This window comes from Rubripirellula amarantea, from assembly GCF_007859865.1.
GTDB lineage: Bacteria > Planctomycetota > Planctomycetia > Pirellulales > Pirellulaceae > Rubripirellula > Rubripirellula amarantea.
The window spans coordinates 1289267-1303386 of the sequence record NZ_SJPI01000002.1; the positions used below are offsets into that span (position 1 = coordinate 1289267).

12 protein-coding genes are annotated in these 14120 nt (G+C 53.1%); 5 read left to right on the forward strand and 7 right to left on the reverse strand.

Annotated features, from left to right (window positions below; all coding sequences use genetic code 11):
* The first annotated feature begins 195 nt into the window (after positions 1 to 195).
* Positions 196 to 444, forward strand: coding sequence for a hypothetical protein (locus Pla22_RS18560; protein WP_146516241.1), 249 nt, complete (start codon positions 196 to 198; stop codon positions 442 to 444).
* A gap of 337 nt (positions 445 to 781) precedes the next feature.
* Positions 782 to 2656, forward strand: a complete 1875-nt coding sequence (locus Pla22_RS18565) for a TolC family protein (protein WP_146516242.1) — start codon at positions 782 to 784, stop codon at positions 2654 to 2656.
* A gap of 178 nt (positions 2657 to 2834) precedes the next feature.
* Here Pla22_RS18565 and Pla22_RS18570 read toward each other — a convergent pair whose 3' ends face one another.
* From Pla22_RS18570 to Pla22_RS18585, 4 genes are read right to left on the reverse strand one after another with little or no spacing between them, the layout of a single operon-like run.
* Positions 2835 to 3590 carry a flavodoxin domain-containing protein gene (locus Pla22_RS18570; protein ID WP_242632153.1) on the reverse strand — a complete coding sequence of 252 codons (756 nt, stop codon included), beginning with the start codon at positions 3588 to 3590 and terminating at the stop codon, positions 2835 to 2837.
* 11 nt (positions 3591 to 3601) lie between these two features.
* Positions 3602 to 4408 carry a DUF4198 domain-containing protein gene (locus tag Pla22_RS18575; RefSeq protein ID WP_146516243.1) on the reverse strand — a complete coding sequence of 269 codons (807 nt, stop codon included), beginning with the start codon at positions 4406 to 4408 and terminating at the stop codon, positions 3602 to 3604.
* A gap of 43 nt (positions 4409 to 4451) precedes the next feature.
* The gene (locus Pla22_RS18580) at positions 4452 to 5024 is read right to left on the reverse strand and encodes a DUF2271 domain-containing protein (RefSeq protein WP_146516244.1); all 573 of its coding nucleotides are present in this window, start codon (positions 5022 to 5024) and stop codon (positions 4452 to 4454) included.
* Positions 5025 to 5047: 23 nt separating this feature from the next.
* Complete coding sequence (locus Pla22_RS18585) at positions 5048 to 5671, reverse strand: PepSY-associated TM helix domain-containing protein (RefSeq protein ID WP_315854225.1); 624 nt, start codon at positions 5669 to 5671, stop codon at positions 5048 to 5050.
* Here Pla22_RS18585 and Pla22_RS25875 point away from each other — a divergent pair.
* Positions 5625 to 5747 (forward strand): hypothetical protein, encoded by a 123-nt coding sequence (locus tag Pla22_RS25875; RefSeq protein ID WP_261343150.1) that lies wholly within the window; start codon positions 5625 to 5627, stop codon positions 5745 to 5747. The genes Pla22_RS18585 and Pla22_RS25875 overlap by 47 nt on opposite strands.
* Before the next feature lie 76 nt (positions 5748 to 5823).
* Here the strand turns inward: Pla22_RS25875 and Pla22_RS18590 are convergent, their stop codons facing one another.
* From Pla22_RS18590 to Pla22_RS18600, 3 genes are all read right to left on the reverse strand, one after another.
* Positions 5824 to 6906, reverse strand: a complete 1083-nt coding sequence (locus tag Pla22_RS18590) for a DUF1559 domain-containing protein (protein WP_146516246.1) — start codon at positions 6904 to 6906, stop codon at positions 5824 to 5826.
* A 238-nt stretch (positions 6907 to 7144) separates the two neighbouring features.
* Positions 7145 to 8269, reverse strand: a complete 1125-nt coding sequence (locus tag Pla22_RS18595) for a DUF1559 domain-containing protein (RefSeq protein ID WP_146516247.1) — start codon at positions 8267 to 8269, stop codon at positions 7145 to 7147.
* Between the two features lie 346 nt (positions 8270 to 8615).
* Positions 8616 to 9389 carry an ABC transporter ATP-binding protein gene (locus Pla22_RS18600; protein WP_146516248.1) on the reverse strand — a complete coding sequence of 258 codons (774 nt, stop codon included), beginning with the start codon at positions 9387 to 9389 and terminating at the stop codon, positions 8616 to 8618.
* Positions 9390 to 10075: 686 nt separating this feature from the next.
* Here Pla22_RS18600 and Pla22_RS18605 point away from each other — a divergent pair.
* Together Pla22_RS18605 and Pla22_RS18610 are read left to right on the forward strand one after the other, a co-directional pair.
* Entirely contained in the window at positions 10076 to 13102 is a 3027-nt protein-coding gene (locus Pla22_RS18605) for an FtsX-like permease family protein (RefSeq protein WP_146516249.1), read from the forward strand.
* A gap of 197 nt (positions 13103 to 13299) precedes the next feature.
* Positions 13300 to 14019 (forward strand): Crp/Fnr family transcriptional regulator, encoded by a 720-nt coding sequence (locus Pla22_RS18610; RefSeq protein ID WP_146516250.1) that lies wholly within the window; start codon positions 13300 to 13302, stop codon positions 14017 to 14019.
* Positions 14020 to 14120 lie beyond the last annotated feature (101 nt).

A 14120-nucleotide genomic window follows, 5' to 3' on the forward strand; every position in this document is an offset into this window, starting at 1 on the left:
AGGTGATTCAAAAGTTTTACCGGCGTTTGATACACGACCAGGTTGGCCGCATTGCGGCATGCCGACCAAAATCTGTCCGCGCCGCGCAATCACTAACCGGTTCCGATCGTCATGCCGCAGGCAATGACACAGCCAGGTTGGCAAACGAAACTCACCTCTTACTTTCGATCTCTCACATTCAAGGCTCCGATGAACATGAAATCTACGAATGCCAAATCAGCACGTAACCAGGATGCCAATACGCCGGTCTATCGAACGGTTCATGGGATCGAAGTACGGTTTGCGAAACCCATACGATCCACCAAGTCCGCCGCAATTGCCAAAGCTCTCAATGGAAGAACGCGTCGCGTCTTGAAATTTGACGCGGCTCACGGAGTGGTTGACTCTGTCGATGAAGCCAGCGCTGAATCGTTTCCTGCGAGCGATCCTCCTGCCACTTGGTGAAGCTGACCACCTCAGCAATGTGTTCAACGTCTAAGGGGCGAGGCTTTAGCCGGATTGCCGACAACGCGGGCTTCGACAAACGCACGTGCCAGCTCGGGCAACGCAGTTGAAATATTTTCGCTAACTGCCAAAGTCAACCTGAACGCTATGCGCTGAAGAACCGATCTGCAAATCCTCGCACAATCAAAACGACGTGACTCACAAGCAATTCGGGAACATTCAGAAGGACGATAAGCATCCAACCAGCTCGCACGAGCGGAACTAGCACAACCTAAGGTCGGACGACAGTAACTCGCTGGGCAAGACGCCGTTGAAGCGAAGACATACAGGGACGAACATGAGCCGAAACCCGACAACGAATTCCACTATCAAGTCACGCCGTCGCATCTATTTCGCAGCGGTATTGTGCGGAACTCTACTGACAAACGCCGGCTGTAAGATTCCCGGACTTCGCCACGCTCAGTGCGGTCCGGCAATGCCGCAGAGCTACCAGTGGAACAATGGAGCTCCCTACGGGACGTCTCAGGAAAACGCGATTTCCGCGGATGCCGTAAAGCCTTCTACCGCTGGCCAAGATTCGTCGAAGCTACCGACCGAGTCTTCTACGAGGCAAGTCACTGAAGTCGCATCGCCGCACTCTGGCACTCGTTCGACGTCATTGGCGAGTTTGATTCACGAGGCTAGCTACTTAAGTCCAGTCACTCAATCCGGCGGTGCCGACGGAGTGTTCCATGAGGACAGCATCCATTCAAGTGCAAGCAGCGATGAGGCACCTTCTAACGACATCGCCACGGCGAATTCATCGAGCTCCACAATAGGCGATGACGATTCAGTTGCGATGTCAAACTCATTCGCCATTGGGCTCATTGACACGGAAATCGGTCCGAGCAGTTTCCCCACTGCGGCGATGCCGTATGAAAATTCCGCTCAGCTTCCGCACGCTGTATTCTATAGCGACCCGTATCTGCTAAGCCTGATCACCGAAACGATCACGGGAAATCAGGAGCTGAAGATACTGTCGGAAGAGATTCGCATTGCGTGCAATGAAGCCTACGCACGAAGTGGCGAGTACCGTCCTTTTGTTTCGCTCGGTGCGAGCGCGGGTTTCGAAAAATCAGGGCGACACACTCGTGAGGGTGCCGTCGAAGACCAACTTGAGGTTGCCGATGGCCGAGCTTTCCCAGATCCCTTGGGCGACTTCGGTGTTGGTGCCAACGTTTCGTGGGAACTAGACATTTGGAAAAAGCTACGCAATTCACAGCGAGCCGCGGCAATGCGCTACTTGGGTAGCCAAGAAGGTCGAACTTACATCGTTACCCGCGTAGTTGCCGAGGTAGCAGAACGGTATTACGAACTGCTTGCCCTCGACGGCCGCATGCAGAATTTGAACGCTACGATTGAAATTCAGCAACAGAGTTTGAAAGTGGCCGAGGCCAAGAAGGAAGCAGGACGCGGAACGGAGTTGGCGGTTCAACGCTTCCAAGCAGAGGTGCAAAAGAACGTCAGCGAACGATCACTGATTGCTCAGGAAATCGTGGAAGTTGAAAACCGAATCAACTTTCTGGCGGGACGCTACCCTCAACCCGTTGACCGCATTCCGGTGGAATTTATTGACTTGAACCTGAACACCCTTGGTGCCGGAGTACCATCTGAGTTGCTTCAATACCGAGCCGATATTCGCGAAGCCGAGCGACAAGTCGCTGCTGCTGGCTTAGATGTTAAGGTCGCCCGGGCACGTTTCTACCCATCACTTAGTCTGACCGCTGGACTGGGCTGGAATGCTTTCAGCACTGGATACTTGTTCCGCACCCCGGAATCGCTGGTCTATGGAATGGCTGGCGAACTTGTAGGGCCGCTAATCAACAGACGGGCGATTCAAGCAGATTATCGAACCGCCAACGCGGAACAGTTGCAGGCGATCTACAACTACCAACAAACTGTCTTGGAAGCTCATATCGAAGTAGTCAATCAAATTTCCAAGGTTGAAAACTACCGCCGCAGTGTTGAAGACAAAAAGCGTCAGCTTGAATCGTTGCAGGCCTCGGTGGATGCTGCCAACAAGTTGTTCCAAAACGCTCGAGCCGAGTACGTCGAGGTGCTTCTCGCACAACGTGAAATGATGGAAGCGAAAATGGACCTGATTGACACCAAACAAGAACAGCTATCCGCCATCGTCAATGCGTATCAAGCGCTCGGCGGAGGCGGATTCTAAACGCCTTCGAGACCTGATCAGATTGTCGATCACACTTCCCAAAGCTACTCGGCAATCCATTTGTCTTACAAGCTGGCCTAGGAATCTCGCACAAGAACCCAGTTCGATCTATTGCCCGCTCGAATCGGCTCAACGTTTTGCCTATCGAACTGCTTGATTCGATGTCATAGAGACTTCACTAGCTGGAATGTGCGGGCACTGCTTCCGGAAGTCCGCATGCTTTGCCAACACAAGCGAACCATCGAGCGACGGCATCGTCATCGGCGTCATCCACTTCGATCGACTCGAACAATTGATTGCCACCACTCCAGCCCAACCATTGATCAAGTTGGCGACCAAATGCGCAATAGTCGTCGTAACTACTATCGCCCAGTGCCAGAACGGCGTAGTTCAAATTCAATAGGTCGGCACGTTCTGTCATCACCGTCTCCGCAAACTCGATAGCCTGTTCCGGTGGATCGCCCTGCCCAGCCGTACTGGCGATGAACAAAGCACGCGAGCACTGCTTCAGAAGGGTCACATCAAGAGCGTCGATGGGTAACAGATTAACAACTTGACCAAGGTCATCCAATCGAGACGCAGTTTGCTTCGCAAGCGTTTCAGCAAACCCAGTCTCAGTTGCGTAAATCACCAACACTGGCAACTCACGATTCTGCGACCCTTGCACAACCGCTTCTGACTGCTTTGTATCGGCAACAGAACCAATCGCCCGCGCGGTACGGTTTCGCTGGCTCGTTACCCGCGTGCTGTGCAAACAGGACCAGAGCAAACCTAAGTAAGCCATCGAAATGCACACCGCAACCCAAAGACGATCCTCGCTTGGCAGCGACGTCCACCAAGTTCCGTTCGTCCACCATGCGAACGACATCGCGACCACAGCCAGACTCGTCAGTGCAATGACATTGACGAGTCTGATAACTGACTGAACCTGCATCACTCGTTCCGCTATTGAGGGAGCACTTCCAAAGTCGCCGTGTAGCTGAGCCGTCGCGATTGTGCTTCCGGAATACTTGCGTTCTCGTCAGCGGTGCTCGTTTCGACCCAGTACATGCCGGGCTCGGACATCGTTACTGAAACCTCACCATTGGCATCGGTCGTCACGTGCGTTTCTTCCTGAGAATTGCGATAGCGGGTTCCACCTTGGATGATCGTGATTTCCAGACCTTCGGTTGGCTTCCCATTGACGACAAAGCGGAACGTAGCCTTTTCGCCTGAGTAAAGATCATTCGGGTGAGTGACCGGAATCAGCTCGACGCCTTCGCCGGTCGGCTTAAGCGCCTCACTAGACGGTGCACCATTGGTGACAAACGTTTCGACCCGACCGATGCTTTCGGTAACTTTCACGTTGCTTGCGTCCTCAGGAATGCTGCTTGCCATGTCCTCGGGCTTTCCTCGCCATCGCTTCCGTTGACCATTGACTTCGTAACCAGCGAACACACCACGATTGACGATGGCGACGCGGTAGGTGCCTTGTTGAGCCAGGGACAGATCAAACACACTGCGGTATTTGCCCACTGATGAATTCTGGGCCTCGGCATTGCTGCCATCCGGTGCAGTGATCTGCAACCCGTTTAATTGCAAGGGAAAATGGTTGAAGTAGAACAAGTCGTTCGACACAGCCGCGTCAAAGGTGACCCAGGGGTCATTGCCTGAAAACACAGTTTGCGAGGGTCGCAACCACACTTTATGAGCGAAGGTGGTCGACGGAAGGACCAAGGCGACCATCAACATGGACAGCAGAAAACGAGTCATCGAAGATTCCTTAAAAAGCTTTTGGTTATGGTGAAAGGTAGTTCTAGTTTGCTGGTTGAATCGTAAGCGTGATCGTGCCGAGTTCGTTATTGCCTTCGGCATTCTTCGTTTCGTCTTGGTCGACCGGCCAAGCGAATGGAATCTCGATCACTTCACGCCCGCCGACTTCGCGTGCGGCTTCGACGATCAAGCTGTAGTCGCCCGGAACCAAGTCAGCGAGCCGTGGATCGTCAAGAGCGACCGTCACGGTGTGGGTACCAGCCGGTCGAGTCGCTCCAGAAACACCGTCGACTGGCATTTCTAAACTACGCCCCGAACGACGCCACCACTGCCGAAGATCAGGCAGCCATTTCGTACCGGCTCCCTCGGCGGAAGCCTTCCGTTGATACCAAACCGCAAGGTTCGCGACAGCTTTCTTGTTCTCATCTTGAATCCAAACTGCCACGTAGGGACGGTGGTATTCAGAGACATTGAGCTTGGGTATTTCAATCGTCGCGGTGAATGCGTTGCTGGGCTCCGATGCATTGCCCACGCTGGTTAGCAACAACACGAGCGTGATAAGCGAGACCGCGAATGAGATCGCAGTCGAAACCACGGTGGAATTCTTCGTTTTCATTGAATCGTAGGGGTCATTGCGAGTTAGTGAATCATCAACAGCGCCACCAGCGCTGGGATTACGAAGCCAAGGGCGACCATCGGCCATGTCATCTTGCGACGACGTGCGTGCTGAATCAGCAACATCAATCCTGTTATGCAAAACACAAGGGTCGCCAGAGCTAGCAGGTCCAATACCCACTTCCACGCCGGCCCGGTGTTACGTCCCTTGTGCAAATCGTTGAAGTACGAGATCCAGCCGCGTTGGGTTTGTTCGAATTCAACGCTGCCGGTTTCCCGATCGATGGCCAGCCAAGCATCGCTACCCGGACCAGGCATCGACATGTAAATCTCATCGTCAGACCAATCGGCCGGTCGCGATACAATCGGTTTTCCGATTTGACCGCCAATCCATTTCGCCACCTCGTCAGGTATTCTGTGACTGATGGTTTCTTGGCTGAAGCTTTGTTGGTCGAGATTCTCAGCTTCGTCGTTCTCAACCTTTTGATTCAGTGCATCGAGTAGACCAGGTGGCAACTCGATGCTTTTTGTTGTCGTCACCGGACTAGACTCAATCTGCGAAGCATGATTTAGCGTGATACCGGTGACCGCAAAGAGCAGCATGCCCACCAAACTGATCGCTGAACTGATCCAATGCCAAGCGACAATGGTACGCGACCATGAACTTCGCGATCTCGGTCGTGACGATGGGTCAGGATCTATTTTGGTGTCTCCGGCATTTTGATGACTCGTCTGTTTGAAGGTTGTGGTCCGAAAGTTAACTGCGTTTCGATACCGACAACTCGACAGTGACGATACCGTTACTGCAGCGAGGATAACGTTTCAATTTCGCGTCCATACTTCGTCCAACTTGCGTGCCACACATCGGCGTCGATCGAATCGGTAACGCTTTGAACGCTTCCGTCAACCAACAACACTTTGACTGAACCCGTGTGATAGCTTCGAGGACCGGTCACTTTTGCGGAACGGAACGACAAATCTGGAATAGGACTATTGGGCGTCAAGAAACCGACCATCACTGAACCGTTAGGTACACATCCCCGAAGCCAATACTGATTTCGATCTCCCTTCCAGCTCGTGATTGCCGTTTCGACTGTTTCGTAATCTTGGTTAGCGGCGGCTGTGATGATCGGATCACCAATCGTTGACACAGCAGCACGATAACCGCGAAGGTCCATCTTGGGCGTTGCCGCATCGCTGGTGAGTCCTAAACCAACCGTGGTTTCAGCAAACGCAACGGTATGACTGGTCCCATCAATAATGTCACGAAACTTTGTGGTTGCGTTGACCCAACACAGTCCATCGGCGGGGCCGTACTCGGGATTAAACTTGCCATCCAAACCACTGCCTTGATTCATTGAATAGCTCGTGCCCGCAATCGGAAGTGAAGCTCCCGACGGCATCGTCATGTGATGGATCGCGGAACCGATATCGCTGGGGCATTCAAAGGTCTCAACACGAGTGCCCGCGGCTTTGTGCATGGCAGCCGGCAAATCGTCGCGACCAGGATGCCCCATGTCGACCTTGAAGTCGATCAAGTCTTGCAATTGAACTTGTTCCAAATAGGGCAATAACTTGGCGTGTGGTGAATAGTCGTTGGCGTAGCTAACTCCGGTGAAGCCGTTGTTGGGCAACGCCTCGCGATACACGCTGGCGTAGTTGTGCATCGCTAAACCGATCTGCTTCAAGTTGTTGCTGCACTGCATTGAACGTGCGGCTTCACGAGCGGCTTGGACGGCTGGCAAAAGCAAACCCACCAAAATGCCGATGATCGCGATCACGACCAACAGTTCGACAAGGGTGAACGCGAGCCGATGCGGGGGTTGCTTAGACGTTTGAGAAGTTCGATGGAGTGACGAACATGTGTTCTTCAACAAGGTCATTTTGGACTCTGGCCAATGGCGCACAGTGAGGGATCGAGCCTAAAGGAAAGGGTTCTGCTCGCCACGGCGGTGGGCATCCTTCAGGGTTGGGATCGCGTGTGGCTGGCTAAAAGGCTTCAAAACGCCGGTTGCTGGCTAGTTCGCTAAGACTGACTGCTATTGAGAATCAGTCTCATTAAGATTAGCAACAACCGTTTTCCTGCACAAGGGGTAGCGACTTCCTATTTTGCGGATGGGGTTAAAGGGAGGATACCGTTTCAATTTCTCCGCCATGCTTCGTCCAGGACGCGTGCCAGACATCGGCGTCCACGGAATCGGTCACGTTTTGCACGCTACCGTCGAGCAACAAGACTTTGACCGTTCCGGTGTGATAGCTTCTTGCCCCGGTGACCTTGGCTGATCGAAAGGTCAGGTCAGGAATGTAGCTATTGGGCGTTAGGTAGCCGTTCATGACGGGACCATTGGGCACACTGCCACGAAGCCAGTAGTGCTGGCGACTGCCATTCCATCCTGTAATGAACGACTCCACGACGGGATAGTCATTTTGTGCGGCGGCCTCAATGACAGGCGCTCCGACGGATGAGACGGCGGCCGCATACCCTCGTCCATCCATCTTGGGTTCTGCGGTTGTGGTGTTCAACCCAAGCCCGATGGTGCTTTCAGCGAACGCGATCGTGTGACTAGTACCGTCTAGGACATCGCGAAATTTCATTTTCGCACCGACGTAGCACAAGCCATCTGATGGAACACCGTTGCCCGGATGAAAGACTCCATCCAAACCGCTGCCTTGATTCATTCCATAACTGGTGCCCGCAATCTGGATCTCTCTTCCGGACGCCATCGTCAGCCCATGCAACGCAGCACCAATATCGCTAGGACACTCAAAGGATTCCACGCGCTTTCCGGCGGCTTCGTGAAGTCCTTCCGGCAAGTCCGCTGTCGCAGGGTGTCCCATATTGAGGCTGAAATCAATCAAGTCTTGCAATTGAGCCTGTTCGAGATACGGAAGCAACTTCGCGTGAGGAGAATAGTCGTTGGGGTAGCCTATGCCGGAAAACCCATTGTTGGGAATCGCCTCGCGATACACCGACGCATAATTGTGTAGCGCCAAACCGATTTGCTTCATGTTATTGCTGCACTGCATCGCCCGGGCTGCTTCACGAGCCGCTTGAACCGCTGGCAACAATAAGCCCACCAGTATTCCGATGATCGCAATCACGACCAGAAGCTCTATCAGCGTAAAGGCCGATGTATTCTTTCGACGATGCCCCAACACCGGTTGATGCGACGGATACGAAAGAAGCCGAAACGCGCGTGATGACGAATCGAAACTCAGTAAGTGATGGGACAGTAAGCGCAACATAAAGTTCTCCAGCGAATAGGGCACACAAGAAGGGATCAACCCGAAAAATACGGAGCCGCCGAACGGGGACTTCCAGTTCGGAGCGGACTCCAGGTTCCGGCGACAGATCGAGCGTGGCTGGCTAGAGGGCAAACGTTGCCCGTCGCTTGCTTCGTCGAAAAGCTACGCGGCAGTAATAGTAAGTAGGTAGGAAATGGTTTGTTAGAAGTAGGAAACAAGCCTCGCGTCACAGACGCCTGACAACGACCACAACTTTCTTAGATGTCATGCCGACGACGAGAATTGCCTCGGCGACCCGAGAAGACGCGATGCGTCACACACAGCGAGCGCACGATGACTCCGGCGGCTAAGACGTCACCATCGCAGACTCTCCAACGATCTGCTGGTAGTGGGCCGCTAACGATTGAGCGTCTTCATACCGATTGGTCGGAAACCGATCGATGATTTCACCATCCTTGAGGACAACGACATCGTCCGCCCACACGGCTACGCTCGGTTCATGAGTCACCATCACGATGGTGCGTCCGTGTTGATCAGATAAGTCTCGCAACAGTTTGCAAATTGATTGGCCGGTAACGGAGTCCAAACTTCCGGTGGGTTCATCAGCGAATACGATCGCAGGATTGGCGATAAGCGAACGAGCAATCGCCACCCGCTGCTGCTCACCACCACTGAGCGAATCGGGGCGATGGGTCAACCGGTCTTGAATTCCAAGTTGCGAAGCCAGCTCGTGGACCACCGTATCGTCCGTTTGCTTCACACCGGCTGCATAGAGCGGAAACAGAATGTTGTCGTACGCATTGAGCGAAGCAATCAGATTGAATGCCTGAAACACCAACCCGATGCGATTCCGACGGAAGTGTGTCATTCGGCGATCAGATAGTGTTCCCAAATCATGCCCGGCGACGGTGATTGTCCCCGATGACGGGCGTGTCAGACCGCTCATCAGGTGCAGCAGAGTGCTTTTCCCAGACCCACTCGCACCCATCACCGCAACGAATGATCCTTCGTAGATCGACAAGTCGATTCCCTGCAATGCGCTAATCGTCCGATCTCCTTGACGGTAAACCTTTGACGCACCCTGAACGACAGTGATTGGTGTTCGGTTTGAATCATTCATCAATATTGTTGTCTCGATACTATGGAGTAGTGCGTTCGATTCACAAACGAGCAAACAACCGCTAGTTGAGCATGTAGGATGCGAATTTGCCGCTCTAATGTGAGTAAGGTTCGCATTGGCTATGCAATGCTGGTTTGCAAGCTGGTTAGCAACGCTCGTACCAAACCACTGAACAATGTTCTTGATCGGTGTTTCTGAACGATGTTTCGTGATAGCGCTTTCAGCGCTGTCGACAGTGTCCTCTCATAAGCTTGTGCCAAAGCAAAAGCACTGCCAGACGCCTTAATTGCGTTGCGAAACAGGAACTACAGAACCGTTGCCGAAGTGACATCTGGGGTAACCTTTGCCGAAACACAGATGCGAATGCAACGAACTGGATGACGAGAAATCCGTCTTGCTTGGCGAAAATTGCGTCGCGTGATTCACCGATTCCAAGCAACTCGATAGCGTTCGTCCGTTGTGCGAGCGGATCTCTGCCTTGGCATAGCGATTGCATTCCTCTTTGCGACCTGACCGTCGTCAATGCATTCGTCCATCCACACCGCAGGTCGTTTATCGAGCGGTGTTGATTGCAACGTGCCCACAAGCCCACACGCTTTAATCAGCAAAGGCTACAAGCGTCAAGCACTGCAAACGTAGGCACGATCGGTTCTCGTCAGAACGCTCTTTTCAACTTTGGAAATTGAATGATTCAACTTCGCTTTCTCTTTCGACTCGTGACGACTCACATGCGGATGCATCCAGGCCGAGCTGTCGTCACCACGTTGGGAATTATTGCCTCAACATGTGCGGTTGTCTGGGTTGTCAGCGGTTACGACGCACTGGTTTCTCAGTTTGATGAAAACTCAGGAAAGTATCTGGGCATGTACGACGCCTTAGTAGTTTCCCATGGTGGCGGACCGCCTGGATCACCAACTGCGACGATCGATCCGTTGATGATTGAAACTCTGAAACACGACGCTGGTGTTCTGGAAGTGAATCCCGTAAGCAACACGCGGGTCACGGCAACTCGGGTCAAAGCCGTTCCAAATGACGACCAACCCACATCATCTTTGACTTTGCTCGTCGGCGATCGACCTCCGGTCAACGGAGCACCCCCGTTGGGCCCCACGATGGTGAGCACACCTGCGGACCAAGCTCCCTACGACCTTGTGGACGGGCAATGGCTCAGCAAGCAAACAGACGTAGCATCGGCAGTAGTTAGCGAGAAAGTAGCGCGAGACATGCAATTGTCAGTCGACGACCAATTTCGAATCACCACGTTTGGCAATCAAGTTGTCTTGAACGTGATCGGAATTGTGGAACAGGCTCCCGAAGCACCGATGCTTAGCGAGCGACGGCGAGGAAGAAACCAGAACCAAAGTCAACGCCGAAACGCCCAAATCGACCAACGCGATGCAAGAGAACTTACGCAATCGGAATCACCTATCCGTGAACGAACGAGACAACAAAACGATGCAGATTCAGGTGCCGATACGATAACAAATCGCATCAAACTTCCGAGCGGGTTGACTCAGGGAATCGCCACTCAAGCGATCTACGTTCGTCCCGAGATGGCTGCAAAGATTAATGGTTACCCAACACAACCACACGTGCTGCAAATTGCCTTTCGCGACACGGTTACCTCCCATCAATTTCACCAAGCATGGCGACAAAGACTCGCTGCGGAACGACCGCCGCTAAAGTTCATTGACTATTCCGTGGTCCGCAGCGGCATGGAGTCAAGTTCCAAGGTCAGCGGACAACAATCGCAAGCTTGGGCGGCCACTGGGATGGCATCGCTGGCAGGCATCTTCATTATCTTTTCCACGCTAAGCATGGGCGTGAGTGAACGGGCGCGAGAATTCGCGATGTTGCGAGCGATTGCATTGACTCGGACGCAAATAGCCGGCCTGATTGCGATTGAAAGCTTTGTCCTTGGCTTGGTCGGATGGTTTGGGGGTTTGCTTGCCGGTTGGATCATGGTGATGGTGGGAAGCCGCTTGCTACCATCGCTCTTTGCCTCAGGTGCAATCCTTGGATGGGGCTGTATCCTCTTGACCGGGATCACGGTGTTGATCGGATCCGCAGGCGCCGCGATCTTGCCCGCTTGGCGTGCAATGCGAATTCAACCGCTTGACGCGATGGCCGTTCCTCCAACAGCAATTCGTTCTCAACCTTGGATGATCCTGGCATTCCTTGGACTGATGTTGACGGCGTCCACGCCAATTGTGGTCTTTTTGTTACCGATCAGCGACCAATGGCGGACTTGGAGCTATTCATTCCTTGCGTATCCAATGTTGCTTGTCGGAATGATCCTGCTGGCACCAGGAATCGTCGTAGCATGTGAATCCGCTTTCGCGCCGCTACTCACGCGAGCCTTGCGGTTGGATTCACGCATGATGAAAACGCAACTGTCAAACAACCTGTGGCGTTCAGTGGGAGCTACTTTGGCATTATCCGTTGGCCTTGGGCTTTACGCTTCGACGCAGACTTGGGGTCATTCCATGCTCGTTCCATTCACACCAGGACAATGGCTCCCTGACGCACTTGTTGCGTTTCATCCCGTAGGATTAGCGACGGAGGATGAACCGTTGGTCAACCAAGTGGACGGTGTTGATGCCAATGAGGTAATGCCATTGGCAATTGAGCAAGCCAAATTCGATTGGGGCGAAGCTGGGCAACCGAAACGATTACGCATGGGCGGTGACAACGGAATTGTTTGCGGTCTTGATCCTCGATTAGCTTTCGGCGGCGCTGATCCGTTCTTAGCGGTAAAGTTCGTCGCGGGTGATCGCGAGTCCGTCATCAAATCAATTGAAACAGGCGATTCTTGCGTTGTTGCAGAAGACTTCGCCATGGCCGCAGGGTTGCATCTTGGCGATTCAGTGACCTTGATTCCCCCGGCGGCTGAGAATGAACGTGTGCAATATCGGATTGCGGGAATCGTTTCGCTACCGGGTTGGCAGTGGGTGACAAAGTTCTCGGGGGTGCGTCGACACTTCACTCGAACGGGCACAATCCTATTCGCTAGTCGTGACTCCGTTCGCACTCGCTTTCATTTGCCGCGGACCGAATTCTTCTGGTTAAACTTTGCCAACAAAGATTCACTTGGTGGAACATTGGCCGACCATCAAGCTCTCGGTGATTCCCAAATATCCGAGATCGAAGCTGGACTGCAAGCGATTGCTGAACGACACGCGGGGGAAACATTCGCTGCAGAGGGCGTTGGCGAAGTCAAGGCGTATCGGCCATTCGCACGCATGACTGCTACGCAAAATGTCAAGGAAGCGATTCGAATGCGAGCCGATGGCATGATATGGGGAATGAGTTACCTACCGTTGATTACGCTGATGGTGATGTCATTGGCAGTGGCCAATACGGTGATCGCTTCGGTCCGTTCACGAACGTGGGAGTTTGGCGTGATGCGTTCAATCGGTGTGACACGCAGTCAACTCGTACGTCTGGTCATTACCGAAACCGTCTTGATAGGCATCGCGGCGTGCGCGTTGAGCATGACCTTTGGTTTGATCGCCGGATGGTGCGGCGTCGGGATGGCTCAGTTCGGTGGTTGGTTTGCCGGCCCACCGTCGTTTCGAATCCCATGGCTGCAACTCTCGTTTGGCTTCACCTTAGCGTTGACGTTATGTCTTGCTGCGGGGCTTTGGCCGGCGATCAAGACCGGCCGAGCCGAACCGCTCGCATTGCTGCAAGCTGGTCGAACGATGCAATAGCGTACGCTTGGTGGCGATTTGATGCCGAACCTCATCGCCTCATCGCATAAATGCCTGAATGCATTCGCTTGATAAACCCATTGATTATTGACGAAGTCTCAACGCCAGTACATGTCGAGCGACCGAACCGTCCATGGCGGCATACGCACGTAGAAAGCCATTGCCAAGGGTCTCGTCGTAAAAACAAAGGATTCTGCATGCCAAATATAGTTTCGCGTTTGAAGAAATGCGATTTGTTTGGCGCGTTGCTGCCTGAGCAGATAGAGAACCTAGCGAAGCAGAGCCGTTCACATTCGTTTCGCACCGGCGAAAGCATTTACCAACCGCGAGAAATCGCCGACAGTGTCTTTGTTTTGTCAAAAGGACTCGTCAAGCTGTGCCATTTTACCTCGGATGGAAAGCAATCCATTCTTGCCTTGGTCGAACCTCGCGAACTGTTCGCTGAAAGGGCAATATTCGAAGACCAGACTCGCGACGAATATGTCGAAGTCATGGAACCATCGAAGCTTGTGGAAATCCCTGCACAAGAAATACGGCAGTTGATGACGCAACGAAATGAGTTCGCGATCGAAGTAGCAGCCTTGTTGGCGTCTCGTCGCAATTGCATTGAACGACGATTGAAATACCTGCTGTTTTCATCGAATCACGATCGACTCGTGCATTTGCTGCTCGATTTGGCCGAGCAGTTTGGAATCGCAACGGACGAAGGCATTTGCCTTAGGATCAAACTCTCTCATCAAGAACTTGCCAATCTGATCGGAAGCACGCGTGAGACTATCACGATCGTCTTAGGACAACTCAAGAGCGAAGGAGCCGTCAGCGGAGGCCGCCGCAGAATAGTGTTGACCGATCCCGAGCGGCTTGCCCATAGCGTTCAAAGACAATTACCGGAATCACTAGCGTTGCCCGTCACCTAGCGAGCTCCGTCACCACTTATTCCATTGACGATCCAAACCTGTGTTGAGCGCACTACATGAAGGATCCAACGCGTAGGCCCAAGCCACAGCCTCGAAAAAGC

Bases quoted from the DNA above. Each gene is read 5' to 3' on its own strand.
- Pla22_RS18560 (WP_146516241.1), top strand. From the start codon at position 196: ATGAAATCTACGAATGCCAAATCAGCACGTAACCAGGATGCCAATACG.
- Pla22_RS18565 (WP_146516242.1), top strand. From the start codon at position 782: ATGAGCCGAAACCCGACAACGAATTCCACTATCAAGTCACGCCGTCGC.
- Pla22_RS18570 (WP_242632153.1), bottom strand. From the start codon at position 3,590: ATGCAGGTTCAGTCAGTTATCAGACTCGTCAATGTCATTGCACTGACG.
- Pla22_RS18575 (WP_146516243.1), bottom strand. From the start codon at position 4,408: ATGACTCGTTTTCTGCTGTCCATGTTGATGGTCGCCTTGGTCCTTCCG.
- Pla22_RS18580 (WP_146516244.1), bottom strand. From the start codon at position 5,024: ATGAAAACGAAGAATTCCACCGTGGTTTCGACTGCGATCTCATTCGCG.
- Pla22_RS25875 (WP_261343150.1), top strand. From the start codon at position 5,625: ATGCCCACCAAACTGATCGCTGAACTGATCCAATGCCAAGCGACAATG.
- Pla22_RS18590 (WP_146516246.1), bottom strand. From the start codon at position 6,906: ATGACCTTGTTGAAGAACACATGTTCGTCACTCCATCGAACTTCTCAA.
- Pla22_RS18595 (WP_146516247.1), bottom strand. From the start codon at position 8,269: ATGTTGCGCTTACTGTCCCATCACTTACTGAGTTTCGATTCGTCATCA.
- Pla22_RS18600 (WP_146516248.1), bottom strand. From the start codon at position 9,389: ATGAATGATTCAAACCGAACACCAATCACTGTCGTTCAGGGTGCGTCA.
- Pla22_RS18605 (WP_146516249.1), top strand. From the start codon at position 10,076: ATGATTCAACTTCGCTTTCTCTTTCGACTCGTGACGACTCACATGCGG.
- Pla22_RS18610 (WP_146516250.1), top strand. From the start codon at position 13,300: ATGCCAAATATAGTTTCGCGTTTGAAGAAATGCGATTTGTTTGGCGCG.